The sequence below is a fragment of the Pseudomonas sp. B1-22 genome, from assembly GCF_050474425.1.
GTDB lineage: Bacteria > Pseudomonadota > Gammaproteobacteria > Pseudomonadales > Pseudomonadaceae > Pseudomonas.
In genome coordinates, this window is sequence record NZ_JBCHVH010000003.1 from 352,424 (window position 1) to 372,464 (window position 20,041).

Sequence of the window (20,041 nt, forward strand, 5' to 3'; positions counted from 1 at the left end):
GGATTTCAGAAACCGGCAATGCCGACGTCATGCAGTTGCTGCCGCAGCTGCATGACGTCCGGCGCGTTGAAGAAGCTTTCCAGCTGGGCGGCACGCACCTTGCCGATGCCCGGTCGCGTCTGCCACTGCTCCGTGCTGCGGGCGGCCAGGGCAGTCCAGTCCTCTCCCGGCGGCAGGGCGGCGGCAGAGGGTGTGCCGAGCGCTCGCAGCCAGGTCGTGAAGGAGCGCTGGCGGGCCTGCTGGAACTGTTGGTGCAGGTTCTGCGCGCTGCGCTCGCCCAGGCCGGGCAATTGCGACAGTTGATCGGGCGTCAGTCTCAGCCAGTCGAGCAGTCCCGGCAGCAGTTCAGCTTCATGAAGGCGCCGCCAAGTGCCCGGCCCGACGCCGGAAAGGGCAAGTCCCTGTTTGCCGCCCAGCCATTCAAGTCGGGCGAGAAACTGGTCTTCACAGCCCTCTGTCGGCTGCCAGCAGGTCAGCGGGCCGTATTGCCCGTCCGCTGGCGCGGTGATCTCGGCTCGGGCGGGTGAGCGCCAGACCACGCCATCCAGGCGCGGGATGGTCAGGCCGGCGAGAGCAATGGCGACCTGGTCGCCGGGGCGGATGTCGAGGCTGCGCCAGCGTTTCAGGGAGCCGGTGCTGACGCGCTGGATGCTGCGTCCGTCCAGTTCCACCGGCGCCAGATGCAGCACAGGCGTGACCCGGCCGCTGCGCCCGACCTTGAACTCCACCCGGCGCACTTCGGCCAGCGCCTGCTGATAGGGGTATTTCCACGCGACCGCCCAGCTGGGTGTCTGCGCGCTCCAGTTCCTGCCCGGAGGTCGCCGGCCCTGGCGGATGACGATGCCGTCGCTGGCGAAGGGCAGCGGTTGCCGGTACCAGCGCTCGCGCCAGGCTTCGATCTCGGCGAGCCCGGCGACCGGCTTCGTCAGTTCGGCGCTGTCGGCAAAGCCGAGCTGCCGCAGACGCTGCAGGCGCTCCGGCATGTCCAGCGGGCCATCCGGCACCTCCCAGACGAACAGGCCGATGCGTTCGCCCTCGCTGCCGAGCGACTTGCGCGCCATCAGTCCGGCGACCTTTCCGCGTGCGCCCAGGCCACCCTGACGGGCCTGCACGTGCTGCGGCAGGCGCCAGTAGAGTTCACCTTGCACCAACAACCGGCCGCGCTCGCCGGCCAGTTGCCGGGGGATTGCAGGCACCTGCCGTGCATTGTCCGTCCAGTCCTGCCCTGAGGTGCCATCCCCACGGCTGATCGCCTGGTGCAGTCGCCCGTCCTGATAGATCAGGGTGACCGCGACGCCATCGACCTTGGGTTGCACCCACAGGTCGCTGCGGTTCGCAAGCCACGCGCGCACGGCGGCGGCATCCGGGAGCTTGTCGAGGCCGGTGTGGACGACCGGATGGCGGACTTCGCCGGCGCTGCTGGCCAGCGGCGCATCCGCGGTTGCCGCGAACTGCGGATAGCAGGACTGCCATTGCCGCAACCGTTCACGCGCCTGGTCGTAAAGTTCGTCGGCGACGGGGGAGGCTCCCTGTCGATGGTAGGCGTCGTCCCATTGCGTCAATTGGGCCTGCAGGGCGTGCACCTCGCTGGCAGCCTGCTCGGGCGTCCATTGCGGGCAGGCGAGCGTGGCAAGCGGCAGGCAAAGCAGGAAGGCGAGGATCAGGCGTGGCATGGCGAGCGTCCGTGCTGCGGGAAGTTCGTCAGCCTAGAAGCGGTTCGTGGTGGGCGACGCCGAGACGAGTGCGGATTATTCGGTGTGGTGTGTCGGAGGTCGGTAGCGAAAAGGTCGGGCGGATCGCGGACAGAGTCCGCTCCTATGAAAAGCGGCTACGCCAGAAACGAAAAAGCCCCGCCGAGGCGGGGCTTTTCCTGCTACCAGATCTTACAGACCGGCGGCGTCACGCAGGGCGGCAGCCTTGTCGGTGCGCTCCCAGGTGAAGGCGGTGAAGGTATCGCCGTCGTAGGTCATTTCGAACGGGTTGCGGCCGAAGTGGCCGTAGGCCGCGGTCGGCTGGTACATCGGGTGCAGCAGGTCGAGCATCTTGGTGATCGCGTACGGACGCAGGTCGAAGTGCTCGCGGACCAGCTGGACGATCTTGTCGTCGCTGATCTTGCCGGTGCCGAAGGTGTTGATCGAGATGGAGGTCGGCTGGGCCACGCCGATGGCGTAGGAAACCTGGATCTCGCAACGCTCGGCCAGGCCGGCGGCAACGATGTTCTTGGCCACGTAGCGGCCGGCGTAGGCAGCCGAGCGGTCAACCTTGGACGGGTCCTTGCCGGAGAAGGCGCCGCCGCCGTGACGGGCCATGCCGCCGTAGGAGTCGACGATGATCTTGCGGCCGGTCAGGCCGCAGTCGCCCACCGGGCCGCCGATCACGAAGTTGCCGGTCGGGTTGATGTGGAACTGGGTGTCCTTGTGCAGCAGCTCGGCCGGCAGCACCTGCTTGATGATCAGCTCCATCACGCCTTCGCGCAGGTCCTTGTAGCTGACTTCCGGGTTGTGCTGGGTGGACAGGACGATGGCGTCGATGCCGACCACCTTGCCGTTCTCGTAGCGGCAGGTGACCTGGGACTTGGCGTCCGGACGCAGCCACGGCAGCAGGCCGGACTTGCGGGCCTCGGCCTGGCGCTCCACCAGACGGTGGGAGAAGCAGATCGGCGCGGGCATCAGCACGTCGGTTTCGTTGCTGGCGTAGCCGAACATCAGGCCCTGGTCGCCGGCGCCCTGGTCTTCCGGCTTGGCACGGTCGACGCCCTGGTTGATGTCCACCGACTGCTTGCCGATGATGTTCAGCACGCCGCAGGTGGCGCCGTCGAAGCCGACGTCGGAGCTGTTGTAGCCGATGTCGATGATGACCTTGCGCACCAGCTCTTCCAGGTCGACCCAGGCGGAGGTGGTGACTTCACCGGCGATGATGGCTACGCCGGTCTTCACCAGGGTTTCGCAGGCCACGCGGGCGTACTTGTCCTTGGCGATGATGGCGTCGAGCACCGCATCGGAAATCTGGTCCGCGATCTTGTCGGGATGGCCTTCGGAGACGGACTCAGAAGTGAAAACAGAGTATTCGCTCATCTAACGGTTCCTATCATTTACCGGTGGGTGAGGACGCTTCGCGGATCCGGCTTGGCGAAATGCCGCACCTGGATCTGAAAGCCATTACGTAAACCAATGTACAAACTTTCGCCGGGTTCGAGCCCGGCGGATTCGGCCCATTGGGCCAGGTCTTCCTGTTCGAACCCCAGCCAGAGATCCCCACAGGCCTCGCGGGCCCAGCTCTGGTCGTGGCTGCAGAGCTCCGTCACCAGCAGACTGCCACCGGGTTTCACCAGGTGGGCCAGCTGCTTCACGGCCTCCGCCGGTGCGGCGAAGTGATGCAGCACCATGTTCAGCACCACGCAGTCCGCCGCGTCGTCGGCATCCTGCAGGGCATCGGCCAGTCGCAGCCGGACGTTGTTCAAACCTTCGCTGGCGCAGCGTTGCCGCGCCATGTCGAGCATCGCCTCGCTGTTGTCCAGCGCGGTGACCTCGTCGAAGCGCCGGGCCAGCTCGGGGAGGAACCCGCCGTCGCCGGGGCCGACTTCCAGCGCCGTGGCGCCGGGGGCGAAGCTCAGTGCGTCGAGCAGCGCCAGCACGCTTTCGCGGTATTGCGGCAGTCCTGCGATCAGGTCCTGCGTGGCCTGGAACTTCTCCGCGCTGCGGGCGAAGTAGTTGCGGCTCACGGCGGCGCGCTGGGCATGCACGCTGCCGATGCGCACGCTGACGTCATCCGGCAGCTCCAGGCCGTCCACCTCTTCGAGCAACGCGCCGTGCAGCGTGCCGCCAAGGCTGTCGGCCTGGGGCAGGGCGCGGCGATAGAAGATCGCGTTGCCTTCGCGCCGCGTGGCCACCAGCCCGGCCTGGGCCAGCACCTTCAGGTGGTGGCTCATGCCCGACTGGCGGACGCCGAAGATATGCGCCAGCTCCAGTACGCCGAACGAATCGTTGGCCAGTGCGCGCAGCACGTTCAGCCGCAGCGGGTCGCCACCAGCCTTGCACAGGGCAGCCAGCTGGTCGCAGTCGTCGTGGCGGATTTCGGGCAGGCGCAGGCTCATGGGGTGCGCAGTCTAGTCGTGGGCCAAAGTGTGGGCAATAGCTGTATCAAAAAGTTTTGATATTGCCGGATGGACGGTTTTTGATCAGTTGGCCGGTCCGGTCGGGTGCTCTGTGTCAGGCATCTGCCGATCTGTCATTGCCCCGCGGGGCCCGGCTGGGCGAAAATGCTGGCCTTTTTCATCCCTTCGATCATTCGAAGCAGCCCCCGCAGGAGATTCAGCGATGCCCAGCCGTCGTGAGCGAGCCAATGCCATCCGCGCACTGAGCATGGACGCCGTCCAGAAAGCCAACAGCGGCCATCCCGGCGCCCCCATGGGCATGGCGGATATCGCCGAAGTGCTCTGGCGCGACTACTTCAGGCACAACCCGAGCAACCCGCAGTGGGCCGATCGCGACCGCTTCGTGCTGTCCAACGGCCACGGCTCGATGCTGATCTACTCGCTGCTGCACCTGACCGGCTACGACGTCACCGTCGACGACCTGAAGAACTTCCGCCAGCTCAACTCGCGTACTCCGGGCCACCCGGAGTACGGCTACACCGCCGGCGTCGAGACCACCACCGGTCCGCTGGGCCAGGGCATCGCCAACGCCGTGGGCATGGCGCTGGCCGAGAAGGTACTGGGTGCGCAGTTCAACCGCGACGGCCATGCCATCGTCGACCACTACACCTACGCCTTCCTGGGCGACGGCTGCATGATGGAAGGCATCTCCCACGAGGTGGCTTCGCTGGCCGGCACCCTGCGCCTGAACAAGCTGATCGCCTTCTACGACGACAACGGCATCTCCATCGATGGCGAAGTCGAGGGCTGGTTCACCGACGACACCCCGAAGCGTTTCGAAGCCTACGGCTGGCAGGTGATCCGCAACGTCGACGGGCATGACGCCGACGAGATCAAGACCGCCATCGACACCGCCCGCAAGAGCGACGTCCCGACCCTGATCTGCTGCAAGACCGTGATCGGTTTCGGCTCGCCGAACAAGCAGGGCAAGGAAGAGTGCCACGGCGCTCCCCTGGGCAACGACGAAATCGCCGCCACCCGCGCCGCGCTGGGCTGGAACCACGGCCCGTTCGAAGTCCCGGCGGAGATCTACGCCGAGTGGAGCGCCAAGGAAGCCGGCGCCAGCCACGAGAACGAGTGGAACCAGCGCTTCGCCGCCTACCAGGCTGCGCACCCGGAACTGGCCGCGGAATTCCAGCGCCGCGTTGCCGGCGAGCTGCCGGCCGACTTCGCCGAGAAGGCCGCCGCCTACGTCGCCGAAGTCGCCAGCAAGGGCGAGACCATTGCCAGCCGCAAGGCCAGCCAGAACGCGCTGAACGCCTTCGGCCCGCTGCTGCCGGAATTCCTCGGCGGCTCGGCTGACCTGGCCGGTTCCAACCTGACCCTGTGGAAGGGCTGCAAGGGCGTGAGCGCCGAAGACGCCAGCGGCAACTACATGTTCTATGGCGTGCGCGAGTTCGGCATGAGCGCCATCATGAACGGCGTGGCCCTGCACGGCGGCTTCATCCCCTACGGCGCGACCTTCCTGATCTTCATGGAATACGCCCGCAACGCGGTGCGCATGTCCGCCCTGATGAAGCAGCGCGTGCTGTACGTGTTCACTCACGACTCCATCGGTCTGGGCGAAGACGGCCCGACCCACCAGCCGATCGAGCAGCTGGCCAGCCTGCGCATGACCCCGAACCTGGACACCTGGCGCCCGGCCGACGCGGTGGAATCCGCGGTGGCCTGGAAGTACGCCATCGAGCGCGCCGACGGTCCGTCCGCGCTGATCTTCAGCCGCCAGAACCTGCCGCACCAGGCTCGCGATGCCGCCCAGGTGGCCGACGTGGCCCGTGGCGCCTACGTGCTCAAGGACTGTGACGGCGAGCCGGAACTGATCCTGATCGCCACCGGCTCCGAAGTCGGCCTGGCCGTTCAGGCGTTCGACAAGCTCAGCGCCGAAGGCCGCAAGGTGCGCGTGGTTTCCATGCCGTCTACCAGCGTGTTCGACCAGCAGGACGCCGGCTACAAGCAGGCCGTGCTGCCGGTCCAGGTGGGCGCGCGCATCGCCATCGAAGCCGCCCACGCCGACTACTGGTACAAGTACGTAGGCCTGGAAGGCCGCGTCATCGGCATGACCACCTTCGGCGAATCGGCCCCGGCCCCTGCGCTGTTCGAGCACTTCGGTTTCACCGTCGAGAACGTGCTGGAAGTCGCCGCCGAGCTGCTCGACGCCTGACGAGCGCCTGAACCTGCCGGGGCGTGCAACGCCCCGGCAGTGATCACCAAGGGATAACAATGTCCAAGCGCCCTTACCGAGTTGCCCTCAACGGCTACGGCCGCATCGGCCGCTGTGTGTTCCGTGCCCTGCACGAACGCCGCGCCAAGGCTGATTTCTCCATCGTCGCGCTGAACGACCTGGCGGACCTTGCCAGCCTGGAGTACCTGACCCGCTTCGACTCCACCCACGGCCGCTTCCCCGGCGAGGTGAGCGTGGATGACGGCTGCCTGCACATTGGCGGCGACTGCGTGAAGGTGTTCCGCGAGGCGACTCCCGAGGCCATCGACTGGCGCGCGCTGGATGTCGACCTGGTGCTGGAGTGTTCCGGCGTCTACCACACCCGTGCCGATGGCGAGCGTTTCCTCGCTGCCGGCGCACCGCGCGTGCTGTTCTCCCAGCCCATGGCCAGCGAGACGGACATCGACGCCACGGTGGTCTTCGGCATCAACCAGCAGGGCCTGACCGGCGCCGAGCAACTGGTGTCCAATGCTTCCTGCACCACCAACTGCAGCGTGCCGCTGCTCAAGCTGCTGAACGAGGCCGTGGGCATCGAGTACGTCTCGATCACCACCATCCACTCGGCAATGAACGACCAGCCGGTGATCGACGCCTACCACCACGAAGACCTGCGCCGTACGCGCTCGGCCTTCCAGTCGGTGATTCCGGTGTCCACTGGTCTGGCGCGTGGCATCGAGCGCCTGCTGCCGGAACTTGCCGGGCGTATCCAGGCCAAAGCCATTCGGGTGCCGACGGTGAACGTCTCGGCCCTGGACATCACCCTGCAGGTCTCCCGCGACACCTCTGCCGAGGAGATCAACCGCGTGCTGCGCCAGGCCGCCACCGAAGGCCCGCTGAAAGGCCTGCTGGCGTACACCGAGCTGCCCCACGCCAGCTGCGATTTCAACCATGACCCGCACTCGGCCATCGTCGATGGCAGCCAGACCCGCGTTTCCGGCCCCCGCCTGGTGAACGTGCTGGCCTGGTTCGACAACGAGTGGGGGTTCGCCAACCGCATGCTCGACACCGCAGGCCACTACCTGCGCGTCGCCGCTACCGAACGTTAATCAAACAGCCCCAACAGGACTGACTGTCATGACCGTGTTGAAGATGACCGACCTCGACCTCCAAGGTAAGCGCGTACTGATCCGCGAAGACCTCAACGTTCCGGTGAAGGACGGTGTGGTCAAGAGCGACGCGCGTATCCTGGCCTCGCTGCCGACCATCAAGCTGGCCCTGGAGAAGGGCGCGGCGGTAATGGTCTGCTCGCACCTGGGCCGCCCGACCGAGGGCGAATACTCCGAAGAGAACAGCCTGCAGCCGGTCGCCGACTACCTGTCCAAGGCCCTGGGCCGCGCCGTGCCGCTGGTCAAGGACTACCTGGGCGGCGTCGACGTGAAGGCCGGTGAAGTCGTTCTGTTCGAGAACGTGCGCTTCAACAAGGGCGAGAAGAAGAACGCCGACGAGCTGGCGCAGAAGTACGCCGCCCTGTGCGACGTGTTCGTCATGGACGCCTTCGGCACCGCTCACCGCGCCGAGGGTTCGACCCACGGCGTAGCCAAGTTCGCCAAGGTCGCCGCGGCCGGCCCGCTGCTGGCCGCCGAACTGGACGCCCTGGGCAAGGCACTGGGTAACCCGGCTCGCCCGATGGCGGCCATCGTCGCCGGCTCCAAGGTGTCCACCAAGCTCGACGTGCTCAACAGCCTGGCGCAGATCTGCGACCAACTGATCGTCGGCGGTGGCATCGCCAACACCTTCCTCGCCGCGGCGGGCCACAAGGTTGGCAAGTCGCTGTACGAAGCCGATCTGGTCGACACTGCCAAGGCCATCGCCGCCAAGGTCAGCGTGCCGCTGCCGGTTGATGTGGTGGTTGCCAAGGAGTTCGCCGAGACCGCCGTCGCCACCGTCAAGGCCATCGCCGATGTGGCCGATGACGACATGATCCTGGACATCGGTCCGAAGACCGCCGCCCAGTTCGCCGAACTGCTGAAGACCTCCAAGACCATCCTGTGGAACGGTCCGGTGGGTGTGTTCGAGTTCGACCAGTTCGGTGAAGGCACCAGGACCCTGGCCAAGGCCATCGCCGAAAGCCCGGCGTTCTCCATCGCCGGCGGCGGCGACACCCTGGCGGCCATCGACAAGTACGGCATCGGCGAGCAGATTTCCTACATTTCCACCGGTGGCGGCGCCTTCCTCGAGTTCGTCGAGGGCAAGGTCCTGCCGGCCGTGGAAGTACTGGAGCAGCGCGCCAAGGCCTGAGGTCTTCGCCGACGGGAGCGGATCGATCAGTCGACTCGCTCCCATCCGTACAGCGCCGCCCTCGTGTGATCGTGGGCGGCGCTGGCGTTCCAGCTGTAGGCCGGGCAAGCTGGCACATTGGATGCTCGGCGGGTATGCCGACTCAAGGGAGAGTTGCCCGATGCTGCGTTATGTTGTCCCGGCCCTCGCGCTGTCACTGGTCGCCGGATGCTCCAGCCATTCGTCCGGCGGCGCCGGCGGCAAGGAGTCCGGCTGGAATCGCTGGACCTGCGACAGCCAGGCCGAAGTCATCTGGCGTTACGTGGATGTCAGCAAGTCGGTAGTCGACCTGCGCCTGGGTGAGGATGACGTGGTTCATCACCTGGAGGAGGAACCCGGCGGAGCCGGCGCTTTCTATAGTGACGGACTGGTCGGATTCAGCATTACCGGCGAGCAGGGATTGATCTACTGGGTCGAGAGCAACGATCTCATCGGCCGAGGTTGCAAGGCGCGCTGAAGCGCCGACTGTCCAGGCCGAGGCCTGGATACTTGAACACCGCCTGCCCGTGGGGCAGGCTTTTGAACAACTGAACGAGCCCGACTTCTGGGAGAAGCGAAACCATGGCACTCATCAGCATGCGCCAAATGCTGGATCACGCCGCCGAATTCGGCTACGGCGTTCCGGCCTTCAACGTCAACAACCTCGAGCAGATGCGCGCCATCATGGAAGCGGCCGACAAGACCGACTCCCCGGTGATCGTGCAGGCCTCCGCCGGTGCCCGCAAATACGCCGGTGCGCCCTTCCTGCGCCACCTGATCCTCGCGGCCATCGAAGAATTCCCGCACATCCCGGTGTGCATGCACCAGGACCACGGCACCAGCCCTGACGTCTGCCAGCGCTCCATCCAGCTGGGCTTCAGCTCGGTGATGATGGACGGCTCGCTGAAGGAAGACGGCAAGACCCCGGCTGACTACGAGTACAACGTTCGCGTGACCCAGCAGACCGTTGCTTTCGCCCACGCCTGCGGCGTGTCCGTGGAAGGTGAACTGGGCTGCCTGGGCTCCCTGGAAACCGGCATGGCCGGCGAGGAAGACGGCGTCGGCGCCGAAGGCGTGCTGGACCACAGCCAGCTGCTGACTGATCCGGAAGAAGCCGCCGACTTCGTCAAGAAGACCCAGGTCGATGCCCTGGCGATTGCCATCGGCACCAGCCACGGCGCCTACAAGTTCACCAAGCCGCCGACCGGCGACATCCTCGCCATCGACCGCATCAAGGCGATCCACGCGCGCATTCCGGGTACCCACCTGGTGATGCATGGTTCGTCCTCCGTCCCGCAGGACTGGCTGGCGATCATCAACGAATTCGGCGGCGAAATTCCGGAGACCTACGGCGTTCCGGTCGAGGAAATCGTCGAAGGCATCAAGTACGGCGTGCGCAAGGTGAACATCGATACCGACCTGCGTCTGGCCTCCACCGGCGCCATCCGCCGCTTCCTGGCGAAGAACCCGAGCGAGTTCGACCCGCGCAAATACTTCGCCAAGACCGTCGAAGCCATGCGCGACGTCTGCATCGCCCGCTACGAAGCCTTCGGTACCGCCGGCCACGCCTCCAAGATCAAGCCGATCTCCCTGGAAGGCATGTTCCAGCGTTACGCCAAGGGTGAGCTCGAAGCGAAGGTCAACTGATCCCGCTCCGTTCGCCAAGAGCCCCGCATTGCGGGGCTCTTTTGTATCTGCCAGAAGGAGATTGATGGCATGTCGATGCTGCGCGCCGGGCTTGCCGCCCTGTTGCTGGTGCTGCTCGCCGGTTGCTCGCTGCGCCCCGCGGAACCCCCGGCGCCACCGCCCAAGCCACCGGTGGACCTGCCGGTGGATGCGCAGAACTGCCTGACCCACCAGGAGTGCACGCTGAAGACCTCGCGCACCCTGCTGTTCGTCTTCGACTACGCCGAGGCGGGTGCGGCGCTGGTGGAAAACGAGAACCGCGTGCTCAGCACGCCGGAGAAGGCGCCAAAGAAAGGCTGGCCGGCGATCCGTATCCAGTTGGCCGACCCCGATGGCGGCCGCTTCGAATTTGCCAGCGAATGCCGGCAGAAACGTTGCCGGATCAAGAGTTCGCGCCTGCTCAGCTGCTACCGTAGCTATCTTGATGGCAAAACCTGCCGGTTCCGCTGAGCGCTTGTGCTCGGGACGGGAGGGCTCAGGAGGCACGATGACGGATGTGCATGGCAGTGCGCGGGAGGGGTACGCCCGCGAAGCGAAAGCCTATGCCCACGGGCGCCCAGACTATCCGGAGGAACTGCTCGGCTGGCTCGACGAGGAACTGGAGATCGGCCCGGGCAAGGACGTGCTCGACCTTGGCGCGGGCACCGGCAAGTTCACGGCCTTGCTGGTACGCACAGGCGCGCAGGTCACCGCAATCGAGCCGGTGGCGGCGATGCGCGAGCAACTGAGCGCGACCCTGCCGGCGGTAAGGGTGCTCAACGGTACTGCCCAGGCGATTCCCCTGGCGGCGGGGAGCCTGGACGCGCTGACCTGCGCCCAGGCCTTCCATTGGTTCGCCGACGAGCGCGCGCTCGCCGATATCCATCGGGTGCTGCGTCCGGGCGGCCATCTCGGCCTGGTCTGGAACGTGCGTGATGAGCGGGTCGACTGGGTCGCCGAAGTGACTCGCATCGTCGAGCGCTACGAGGGCAGTACGCCGCGCTTCCACACCGGCGAATGGCGCCGGGCGTTTGCCGGCGCACAATTCGCGCCGCTGCGCCTGCGGGAGTTCAGCTACCAGCACATCGGCCCGCCGGAGCAGGTGATCGTGTCGCGCATCCTGTCGGTCAGCTTCATCGCAGCGCTGCCGGCCGAACAGAAACAGCGGGTCGCCGAGCAGCTGCGCGAGTTGATCGGCACTCATCCGGCACTCAAAGGCCGCGCGGAGGTGGCATTCCCCTACCGTACCGAGGCCTACAGCACCCAGGCACTGGGTTGAGCGAGGAATGCGGTAGACTGGCGGCCTGATTTCCCGCCAGTCGCCGTCCCATGCAGCCGCTCCGTTATCTCCAGGCCTACCCGCAACAGCTCCAGGACCAGGTGCGCCAGCTCATCGAGCAGGACCGCCTCGGTGAGTACCTGGAGCGCCGCTATCCCGGCCGTCATGACGTGCAGAGCGACAAGGCGCTGTATGGCTATGCCATGGACCTGAAGCAGCAGTACATGCGCACCGCGCCTGCGGTGGACAAGGTGCTCTACGACAACAAGCTGGACGTGGTGCAGCGTGCCCTCGGCCTGAACACCGCGATTTCGCGGGTACAGGGCGGCAAGCTCAAGGCGAAGAAGGAGATCCGCGTCGCCTCGCTGTTCAAGGATGCGGCGCCGGAGTTCCTGCAGATGATCGTGGTCCATGAGCTGGCGCACCTGAAGGAGCGCGACCACAGCAAGGCCTTCTACCAGCTGTGCGAGCACATGCTGCCGGGTTACCACCAGCTCGAGTTCGATTTGCGTGTCTACCTGACCTGGCGCGATCTGCCTCAGTAGAGGCGGCGCGCGCCAGCCAGAGCAGGGAGAGGCCTGCGCCTGCGTAGCAGCGGTGCACCCAATGGCAGTGCGATCAGTCAGAGCGGCCAGCCGCAGCATGTGGGTGTCCCGCTCTCGTTGCTGCGGGAAGCCCCTGACGTACCGGATGGGGTCGGTCGTCCGGGGTTGTTCGCCGCCGCAAGCGGCAGGTTAATCAATGCTTTGGCGAAATGCCATGATTCTTTGAGAATCATTCCCTCAATGCAAAGGCCCCTCTTGCGAGGGGCCTTTGTCTGCCTGTCAGAACAGGTCGATCGGCGCTTCTTCTTCTGCCGGCATGCCGCTTCCCGGCGCGCTTCCCGGCGCCAGTTCGCTCATCGAGGGCGGCGTATCCTCGTTCTTGAACAGCTCGAAGTAAGCGCCCGGTGTGCCCGGTGCGGCTGCGCGGCCGGTCACCGGATCGATCCGCAGGCTGACCATGCCGGCGGGTTCGGGCAGCAGGTGCGAGGGTTTGTCCTTCAGCGCCGCGCCCATGTAGCGCATCCAGATCGGCAGGGCGACGTTGCCGCCGTACTCGGCACGACCGAGGCTGTCGGGCTGGTCGAAGCCGACCCAGACAGTGGTCATGTAGTCGGCGTTGAAGCCGGAGAACCAGGCGTCCTTGGATTCGTTGGTGGTGCCGGTCTTGCCAGCCAGGTCGTCGCGCTTGAGCGCCAGGGCGCGGCGGCCGGTACCGCGCTTGATCACATCCTGCAGCATGCTGGTCATGATGTAGGCAGTGCGGGCGTCAATGATGCGCTCGGCGGCTGCCGGCTCGATGGTGGTCTTGGCCAGGCTCGGGTCGTCGTTGCCCAGTTCGTTGGTGCCGGTGGATTGCGCCTGGGTCGGCGTGGGCTGGGCCTGTGTCTCGTCAGCGGGTACCCGCGGCGGATTGGCCTGGAAGACCACCTGGCCGTCGCGGCTTTCGATGCGCTCGACCACGTAGGGCGAAACCTTGAAGCCGCCATTGGCGAAGGTGCTCCAGGCGGAGGCAATTTCCAGCGGCGTCAGGGTGGCGGTGCCGAGCGCCATCGACAGGTTCGGCGGCAGCTCGTCCTTGTTGAAGCCGAAGCGGCTGATGTAGTTGCGCGCGCGCTCGACGCCCAGGCCCTGGAGGATGCGGATGGACACCATGTTGCGCGACTTGTACAGCGCCTCGCGCATCGGGATCGGGCCGAGGAAGGTGTTGGTGTCGTTCTTCGGCCGCCAGACCTTGTCCAGGTATTCGTCATAGAACACCACGGGAGCGTCGTTGATCAGCGAGGCGGCGGTGAAGCCGTTGTCCAGTGCGGCGCTGTAGATGAACGGCTTGAAGCTGGAGCCGGGCTGGCGCTTGGCCTGGGTCGCGCGGTTGTAGTTGCTCTGCTCGAAGGAGAAGCCGCCGACCAGCGCCATGATCGCGCCGTCCTGCGGATTCAGCGAAACCAGCGCGCTCTGCGCCGCCGGCACCTGACTCAGGCGCAGCGAGCCGTCTTCGCGGCGTTGCACGCGGATCACGTCGCCAGGCTGGACTACATCGCTCGGCTGGCGCGGCATCGGCCCCATGCTGTTGTTGCTGAGGAAAGGACGTGCCCATTTCATGCCGTCCCAGCCGAGCGCTTCTTCCTTGCCGTCCCGAGTCATCACCAGGGCGCCGCTCTTTTCCACCTGGACGACGATCGCCGGCTCCAGGCCGCCGAGTGGGCGCTGCTGGGCAATCGCCTGGCGCCAGGCATCGCGGGTCTTGCCGGGCAGGCGGGTTTCCGGGCCGCGGTAGCCGTGCCGCTGGTCGTATTCCTGAAGGCCGTCGCGCAGCGCATCGTTGGCATCGTCCTGCAGGTCGCTGCGCACGGTGGTATAGACGCGGTAGCCCTCGGTATAGGCATCTCCGCCAAAGCGGCCGACCAGTTCGGCGCGCGCCATTTCGGCGATATACGGTGCCGCCAGTTCCGGGCTCTGAACGTGGTAGGAGGCCGCAATGGGCTCCTTGACGGCGGCGTCGTAGCGCGGCTGGTCGATGAAGCCCAGCTTGAGCATGCGCTCGAGGATCCAGTTGCGACGTTCCAGGCTGCGTGCTGGGTTGGCCAGAGGGTTGTAGCGTGATGGCGCCTTCGGCAGGCCGGCGATCATCGCCATCTGCGCCAGGCTCAAGTCCTTGATCGATTTGCCGTAATAGACCTGGGCGGCAGCTTCCACACCGTAGGCGCGGTTGCCGAGATAGATCTTGTTGACGTACAGCTCGAGGATCTCGTCCTTGGTCAGCGACCGCTCGATCTGTAGCGCGAGCAATATCTCATTGATCTTTCGGGAGAAACTGCGCTCGTTGGTGAGGAAGTAGTTCTTCGCCACCTGCATGGTGATGGTACTGCCGCCCGTCTGGATATGTCCGGTCTTCAATAATTGCGCGGCAGCGCGCATCAGGCTTTTGACGTCGACGCCATAATGATTGGCGAAGTTGTCATCCTCGGCCGACAGCAATGCGTGGGTGAAATCCTGGGGGATTTCAGCAAAGCGAATCGGCGTGCGGCGCATCTCGCCAAACTCTGCTATCAATTTGTTATCGCTGCTGTACACGCGCAACGGCATCTGCAAACGCACGTTGCGCAAGGCCTCCACGGACGGGAGGTTGGGGCTGAGGTAGAGGTAGGCGCCGCTGAAACTGAGCAGCAATCCACAGATTATGGTGACGCAGGTCCACCACAGAAACTTCAGCAGGCGCATTGGAAGGTCTTGGATTTCCAGAGAAAAGAAAGAGTTAAGCGGATGGCGCGGCAAAAAGGGAAAAGCTGATCACATTATAAGCAATTTTTTTCCCGGTGAGCCATTTGCGAAGGTGTCAAGTCTGGTATCTAATGTGAAAAAACATAAATCGTCCGTAAGTCTCGGATGCTGATAGGAAATCAGTCGTGCTAGGGCTATTCAATAAGAAAGCGAACACGCTGCTGGGGATAGACATCAGTTCGACTTCGGTCAAACTCCTCGAACTGAGCCGCTCTGGAGGCCGCTACAAAGTAGAGGCCTACGCTGTCGAGCCGCTCCCGCCCAATGCAGTCGTAGAAAAGAACATCGCTGAGCTGGAAGGTGTCGGCCAGGCGTTGTCACGTGTGGTCGCCAAGGCGCGCACCGGCGTGAAGACGGCTGCGGTCGCTGTCGCCGGCTCGGCGGTCATCACCAAGACCATCGAGATGGATGGCGGTCTCTCGGAAGACGAGTTGGAGAACCAGCTCAAGATCGAGGCCGACCAGTACATCCCCTACCCCCTCGAAGAAGTCGCGATCGACTTTGAAGTCCAGGGCGCATCCGCACGGAACGCCGAGCGCGTCGATGTTCTCCTCGCCGCTTGTCGAAAGGAAAACGTCGAGGTGCGCGAGGCGGCTCTGGCGCTGTCGGGCCTGACGGCCAAGGTCGTCGACGTCGAGGCCTACGCGCTGGAAAGAGCGTTCAGTCTGCTGGGTGATCAGCTGGGCGGCAATGCCGACGAGCTCACAGTCGCGGTGGTCGACATCGGCGCCACCATGACCACTCTGAGCGTGCTGCACCACGGCCGCACCATCTATACGCGCGAGCAGCTGTTCGGCGGGCGTCAGCTCACCGAGGAGATCCAGCGTCGCTACGGGTTGTCCGTGGAAGAAGCCGGTCTTGCCAAGAAGCAGGGCGGTCTTCCGGATGACTATGACAGCGAAGTTCTGCAACCGTTCAAGGATGCGGTCGTTCAGCAGGTATCCCGTTCGCTGCAGTTCTTCTTCGCAGCCGGTCAGTTCAACGACGTGGATTACATCCTGCTGGCGGGCGGTACGGCTTCCATCCCGGATCTGGACAGATTGATCCAGCAGAAGATCGGTACTCCGACACTCGTGGCCAACCCTTTCACCGACATGGTGCTCAGCGGCAAGGTCAATGCGGGGGCTCTGGCCAGTGACGCGCCAGCGCTGATGATTGCCTGCGGTCTGGCGATGAGGAGTTTCGACTGATGACTCGCATCAACCTATTGCCGTGGCGGGAACAGCTGCGCGAGGAGCGCAAGCAGCGCTTCCTGGTGACCCTGGGGGCGGTGCTGCTGGCCTCGGGGGCGCTCGTCTTCCTGGGGGACCAGTACTTCAATTCGGCCATCGAGAACCAGAATGCGCGTAACGATTTCCTGCGCAAGGAGATCGCCGTGCTCGATGCGCGAATCAAGGAAATCAGCGAACTGAAGACTCGCCGGCAGCAATTGCTGGAGCGTATGAAGATCATTTCGGACCTGCAGGGCAACCGTCCGATCATCGGCCGGGTATTCGACCAGCTGGTCCGCACGCTGCCCGACGGCGTCTATTTCACCAACCTGAAGATGACCGGGAAATCCATTGCCATCGCGGGGGCGGCCGAGTCGAACAATCGGGTGTCCAACCTGATGCGTAACCTGGATGCTTCCGAGTGGCTGAAGGCGCCAAACCTGACGGAAGTGAAGGCGGTGACCCAGGGCGCCGTGGATCAGGCGAACATCTTCCAGCTGACGGTTCAACAGACCCAGCCCGGCGCGGAAGAGACGGTGCAGAAGAACGTCGCGCAAGGAGCCAAGAAATGAGTCTGGCCAGTTCCCTCGAGAGCTTGCGCAAGATCGACGTCAACGATCTTGACCTGAACAACCTCGGCTCCTGGCCGGCGGCGGTCAAGGTCATCGCCTGCATCCTGCTGATGGCCGTGGTGCTCGCGCTTGGCTACAACTTCCATCTGAAGGACCTGCAGGAACAACTGGATCGGCAGCGCTCCGAAGAGGAGACGCTCAAGCAGCAGTTCTCCACCAAGGCGTTCCAGGCGGCCAATCTGGAAGCCTACAAGACCCAGATGAAGGAGATGGAGGAGTCCTTCGGCGCCTTGCTGCGGCAACTGCCCAGCGATACCGAAGTCCCCGGGTTGCTCGAAGACATCACCCGTACCGGCCTGGGAAGCGGGCTTGAGTTCGAGGAGATCAAGCTGCTGCCGGAAGTGACCCAGCAGTTCTATATCGAGTTGCCCATCCAGATCAGTGTCGTGGGTGGCTATCACGACCTGGCGACCTTCGTCAGCGGTGTGGCCAGTCTTCCGCGGATCGTCACCCTGCACGACTTCGAGATCAAGCCGGCCAGCGCCGACAGCACGTCCCGGCTGAGGATGACCATCCTGGCCAAGACCTATCGCTATAACGACAAGGGCGTGAAGGTTAATGCCCCGAGCACGGGAGCCAAGAAATGAGGGGGCGCCTGATCATTTGCGGTTTCCTGCTCCTGAATCTGGGGGGATGCGGTTCCGGAGGCGACTTCGGCGACCTGCAGGCCTATATGGACGAGGTGCGTGCGCGTCCCAAGGGGGCCATCGAGCCGCTGCCCAAGTTCCAGCCGTATGAAGCGTTCACCTACAGTGCCTCGGCATTGCGCAGCCCGTTCCAGCCGCCGGTCAAGATCGATCTGGCGGTGAAGCAGAAGGGCAACAAGGTGGTCAAGCCTGACGAAACCCGAGTCAAGCAGTTCCTGGAAGGCTTCAATATCGAAACCTTCGAGATGGTGGGGACCTTGTCCAGGGACAACCAGATGTTCGCGCTCGTAAAAGGTGCAGGAGGGGTGCACCGGGTACGGATCGGCGACTACCTGGGGCGCAACGACGGCAAGATCATTGCCATCAGCGAAGGCAAGATCGACGTGATTGAAATCGTTCCTGATGGTGAGGGTGGCTGGCTTGAGCGTCCGCGCAGCCTGACTCTCAAGGAACGCTCCTAAGGGCGGGGATGAACATGGATAACAAACTGCAGTCTGCACGACGGATTCAGACGATGAATAAAATGCTTTCCCGCCTGAGCATCTCCTTGCTCGCGGCAGTCTTCGCGCCGGCGCTGCTGGCCGCCAACCTGCAGAGCGTCGATGTGGCAGCCCTGCCGGGCGACCGGGTCGAGCTGAAGCTGGGCTTCGACGGGCCGGTCGCGACGCCGCGTGGCTACACCATCGAGCAGCCGGCACGCATCGCGTTGGACCTGCCGGGTGTACAGAACAAACTGGGTAGCAAGAACCGCGAGCTGGGTGTAGGCAATGCCCGTAGCCTGACGGTGGTCGAGGCGAAGGATCGCACCCGCCTGATCGTCAACCTGGCCACCCTGGTGCCATACACCACCCGTTCGGAAGGTTCGAATCTGTACGTCGTGGTCGGTGGGGCGGGCGCGACTTCGAACGCCTACGCTTCCGCTGCACCTGTTTCCGCTCCGGTTGCCAAGCCTGCTCAGCCCAAACCGTACGTTCCGGCCGGCAAGGCGATTCGCAATATCGATTTCCAGCGTGGCGAGCAGGGCGAAGGCAATGTCGTGATCGACCTGTCCGACCCGACCGTCAGCCCGGACATCCAGGAACAGGGCGGCAAGATCCGTCTGGAGTTCCCGCGTACCCAGCTGCCAGACAACCTGCGCGTGCGCCTGGACGTGAAGGACTTCGCCACCCCGGTGCAGTTCGTCAATGCGTCCGCGGCGGGCGACAAGGCCAGCATCACCATCGAGCCGACCGGCCTGTACGACTATCTCGTTTATCAGACCGATAACCGGATGACCGTCAGCATCAAGCCGATGACCCAGGACGATGCCGAGAAGCACAAGAAGGACACCTTCGCCTATACCGGCGAGAAGCTGTCGCTGAACTTCCAGGACATCGACGTGCGCTCGGTGCTGCAGCTGATCGCCGACTTCACCGACCTGAACCTGGTGGCCTCCGATACCGTTCAGGGCAATATCACCCTGCGTCTGCAGAATGTGCCGTGGGACCAGGCGCTGGACCTGGTGCTGAAGACCAAGGGCCTGGACAAGCGCAAGGTGGGTAACGTCCTGCTGGTCGCCCCGGCGGAAGAGATCGCGGCGCGCGAGCGTCAGGAACTCGAAGCGCAGAAGCAGATCTCCGAGCTGGCTCCTCTGCGTCGCGAGCTGATTCAGGTGAACTACGCCAAGGCAGCCGACATCGCCAAGCTGTTCCAGTCGGTTACCGGTGTTGGCGGTGCTCCGGGTACAGCGCCGGCTGGCGTGGATAATCGCGGCTCGCTTACCGTGGATGATCGTACCAATGCGATCATTGCCTACCAGACCCAGGATCGCCTGGATGAGCTGCGCCGCATCGTCGCTCAGCTGGATATCCCGGTTCGCCAGGTAATGATCGAGGCGCGCATCGTTGAGGCAGCAGTGGACTACAGCAAGAGCCTGGGCGTTCGCTGGGGTGGTGCGTTCAGTTCCGGCAACTGGGACTTCTACGGTAAGGATGGCGCGCGTACGGTCAAAGACGGCCAGTTGTTCCTGCCGGGCACCGATACGATCGGCAACTTTACCGCAAAGGATGGCGTGGCGCCGGTGCCGTTCGTTGACATGGGCGTCGCCAACAGCACGTCGGGCATCGGCATCGGCTTCCTGAGCGATCACGCCATGCTCGACCTGCAACTGTCCGCCATGGAGAAGAGCGGTAACGGTGAAGTGGTCTCCCAGCCGAAGGTCGTCACCTCCGACAAGGAAACCGCGAAGATCCTGAAGGGTTCGGAGATTCCGTACCAGGAAGCCAGCTCCAGTGGCGCGACCTCGGTGTCCTTCAAGGAGGCCGCGCTGGCCCTGGAAGTGACCCCGCAGATCACCCCGGACAACCGCATCATCATGGAAGTCAAGGTCAACAAGGACGAGCCGGACTACGCCAACGCACTCAATGGCGTGCCGCCGATCAAGAAGAACGAAGTGAACGCGAAAGTGCTGGTCAACGATGGCGAAACCATCGTGATCGGTGGCGTGTTCTCCAACACCCAGACCAAGGCGACCGACAAGGTTCCGTTCCTGGGCGACGTTCCGTTCATTGGACGCCTGTTCCGTCGCGATACGGTAACCGACAGCAAGAACGAGCTGCTGGTTTTCCTTACCCCGCGGATCATGAATAATCAGGCCTTTGCAGTCGGCCGTTGAT

Annotated in this window: 17 protein-coding genes; 13 read left to right on the plus strand and 4 right to left on the minus strand. The window is 64.4% G+C overall.

The features are described 5' to 3' along the window. Positions 1-5: 5 nt before the first annotated feature. The 3 genes from ligB to ACQ5BL_RS13630 form a co-directional block, all read right to left on the minus strand. A complete protein-coding gene (gene ligB, locus ACQ5BL_RS13620) occupies positions 6-1,673 on the minus strand; it encodes an NAD-dependent DNA ligase LigB (RefSeq protein ID WP_243804230.1) in 1,668 nt (555 codons plus the stop codon). 210 nt (positions 1,674-1,883) lie between these two features. Continuing rightward, positions 1,884-3,074 carry a methionine adenosyltransferase gene (gene metK, locus ACQ5BL_RS13625; protein ID WP_207882106.1) on the minus strand — a complete coding sequence of 397 codons (1,191 nt, stop codon included), beginning with the start codon at positions 3,072-3,074 and terminating at the stop codon, positions 1,884-1,886. A gap of 17 nt (positions 3,075-3,091) precedes the next feature. Beyond that, positions 3,092-4,093 carry an ArsR/SmtB family transcription factor gene (locus ACQ5BL_RS13630; protein ID WP_243804231.1) on the minus strand — a complete coding sequence of 334 codons (1,002 nt, stop codon included), beginning with the start codon at positions 4,091-4,093 and terminating at the stop codon, positions 3,092-3,094. A gap of 223 nt (positions 4,094-4,316) precedes the next feature. On the opposite strand from ACQ5BL_RS13630, the gene tkt reads away from it, so the two are divergent. The 8 genes from tkt (at position 4,317) to ACQ5BL_RS13670 (ending at position 12,119) form a co-directional block, all read left to right on the plus strand. Next, positions 4,317-6,314, plus strand: a complete 1,998-nt coding sequence (gene tkt / locus ACQ5BL_RS13635; RefSeq protein ID WP_207882110.1) for a transketolase — start codon at positions 4,317-4,319, stop codon at positions 6,312-6,314. A gap of 59 nt (positions 6,315-6,373) precedes the next feature. Further along, complete coding sequence (gene epd, locus ACQ5BL_RS13640) at positions 6,374-7,420, plus strand: erythrose-4-phosphate dehydrogenase (protein ID WP_207882112.1); 1,047 nt, start codon at positions 6,374-6,376, stop codon at positions 7,418-7,420. A gap of 28 nt (positions 7,421-7,448) precedes the next feature. Continuing rightward, positions 7,449-8,612, plus strand: coding sequence for a phosphoglycerate kinase (locus ACQ5BL_RS13645; protein WP_243804233.1), 1,164 nt, complete (start codon positions 7,449-7,451; stop codon positions 8,610-8,612). Between the two features lie 160 nt (positions 8,613-8,772). After that, the gene (locus ACQ5BL_RS13650; protein ID WP_207882116.1) at positions 8,773-9,108 is read left to right on the plus strand and encodes an MliC family protein; all 336 of its coding nucleotides are present in this window, start codon (positions 8,773-8,775) and stop codon (positions 9,106-9,108) included. A gap of 104 nt (positions 9,109-9,212) precedes the next feature. Next, entirely contained in the window at positions 9,213-10,277 is a 1,065-nt protein-coding gene (fba, locus tag ACQ5BL_RS13655; RefSeq protein WP_152226796.1) for a class II fructose-bisphosphate aldolase, read from the plus strand. A gap of 69 nt (positions 10,278-10,346) precedes the next feature. Then, entirely contained in the window at positions 10,347-10,766 is a 420-nt protein-coding gene (locus tag ACQ5BL_RS13660) for a hypothetical protein (protein WP_243804235.1), read from the plus strand. A gap of 37 nt (positions 10,767-10,803) precedes the next feature. Then, entirely contained in the window at positions 10,804-11,574 is a 771-nt protein-coding gene (locus ACQ5BL_RS13665; protein ID WP_243804237.1) for a class I SAM-dependent methyltransferase, read from the plus strand. 50 nt (positions 11,575-11,624) lie between these two features. Beyond that, on the plus strand, positions 11,625-12,119 hold the full coding sequence (locus ACQ5BL_RS13670; RefSeq protein WP_243804238.1) for a M48 metallopeptidase family protein: 495 nt from the start codon (positions 11,625-11,627) through the stop codon (positions 12,117-12,119). A 279-nt stretch (positions 12,120-12,398) separates the two neighbouring features. Here ACQ5BL_RS13670 and ACQ5BL_RS13675 read toward each other — a convergent pair whose 3' ends face one another. Then, positions 12,399-14,837: a penicillin-binding protein 1A gene (locus ACQ5BL_RS13675; protein ID WP_243804240.1), complete on the minus strand. Its 2,439-nt coding sequence runs from the start codon at positions 14,835-14,837 to the stop codon at positions 12,399-12,401. Between the two features lie 185 nt (positions 14,838-15,022). On the opposite strand from ACQ5BL_RS13675, the gene ACQ5BL_RS13680 reads away from it, so the two are divergent. From ACQ5BL_RS13680 to pilQ, 5 genes are read left to right on the plus strand one after another with little or no spacing between them, the layout of a single operon-like run. After that, the gene (locus tag ACQ5BL_RS13680; RefSeq protein WP_207882126.1) at positions 15,023-16,087 is read left to right on the plus strand and encodes a pilus assembly protein PilM; all 1,065 of its coding nucleotides are present in this window, start codon (positions 15,023-15,025) and stop codon (positions 16,085-16,087) included. Continuing rightward, the gene (gene pilN / locus ACQ5BL_RS13685) at positions 16,087-16,680 is read left to right on the plus strand and encodes a type 4a pilus biogenesis protein PilN (RefSeq protein WP_207882128.1); all 594 of its coding nucleotides are present in this window, start codon (positions 16,087-16,089) and stop codon (positions 16,678-16,680) included. Before ACQ5BL_RS13680 ends, pilN begins: the two co-directional genes overlap by 1 nt. Next, positions 16,677-17,327, plus strand: coding sequence for a type 4a pilus biogenesis protein PilO (pilO, locus tag ACQ5BL_RS13690; RefSeq protein ID WP_207882130.1), 651 nt, complete (start codon positions 16,677-16,679; stop codon positions 17,325-17,327). Before pilN ends, pilO begins: the two co-directional genes overlap by 4 nt. Beyond that, the gene (pilP, locus tag ACQ5BL_RS13695; protein ID WP_207882132.1) at positions 17,324-17,848 is read left to right on the plus strand and encodes a type 4a pilus biogenesis lipoprotein PilP; all 525 of its coding nucleotides are present in this window, start codon (positions 17,324-17,326) and stop codon (positions 17,846-17,848) included. The genes pilO and pilP overlap by 4 nt, the downstream gene beginning before the upstream one ends. Before the next feature lie 53 nt (positions 17,849-17,901). Then, positions 17,902-20,040: a type IV pilus secretin PilQ gene (gene pilQ / locus ACQ5BL_RS13700; RefSeq protein ID WP_243804242.1), complete on the plus strand. Its 2,139-nt coding sequence runs from the start codon at positions 17,902-17,904 to the stop codon at positions 20,038-20,040. The last annotated feature ends 1 nt before the right edge of the window (position 20,041 follow it).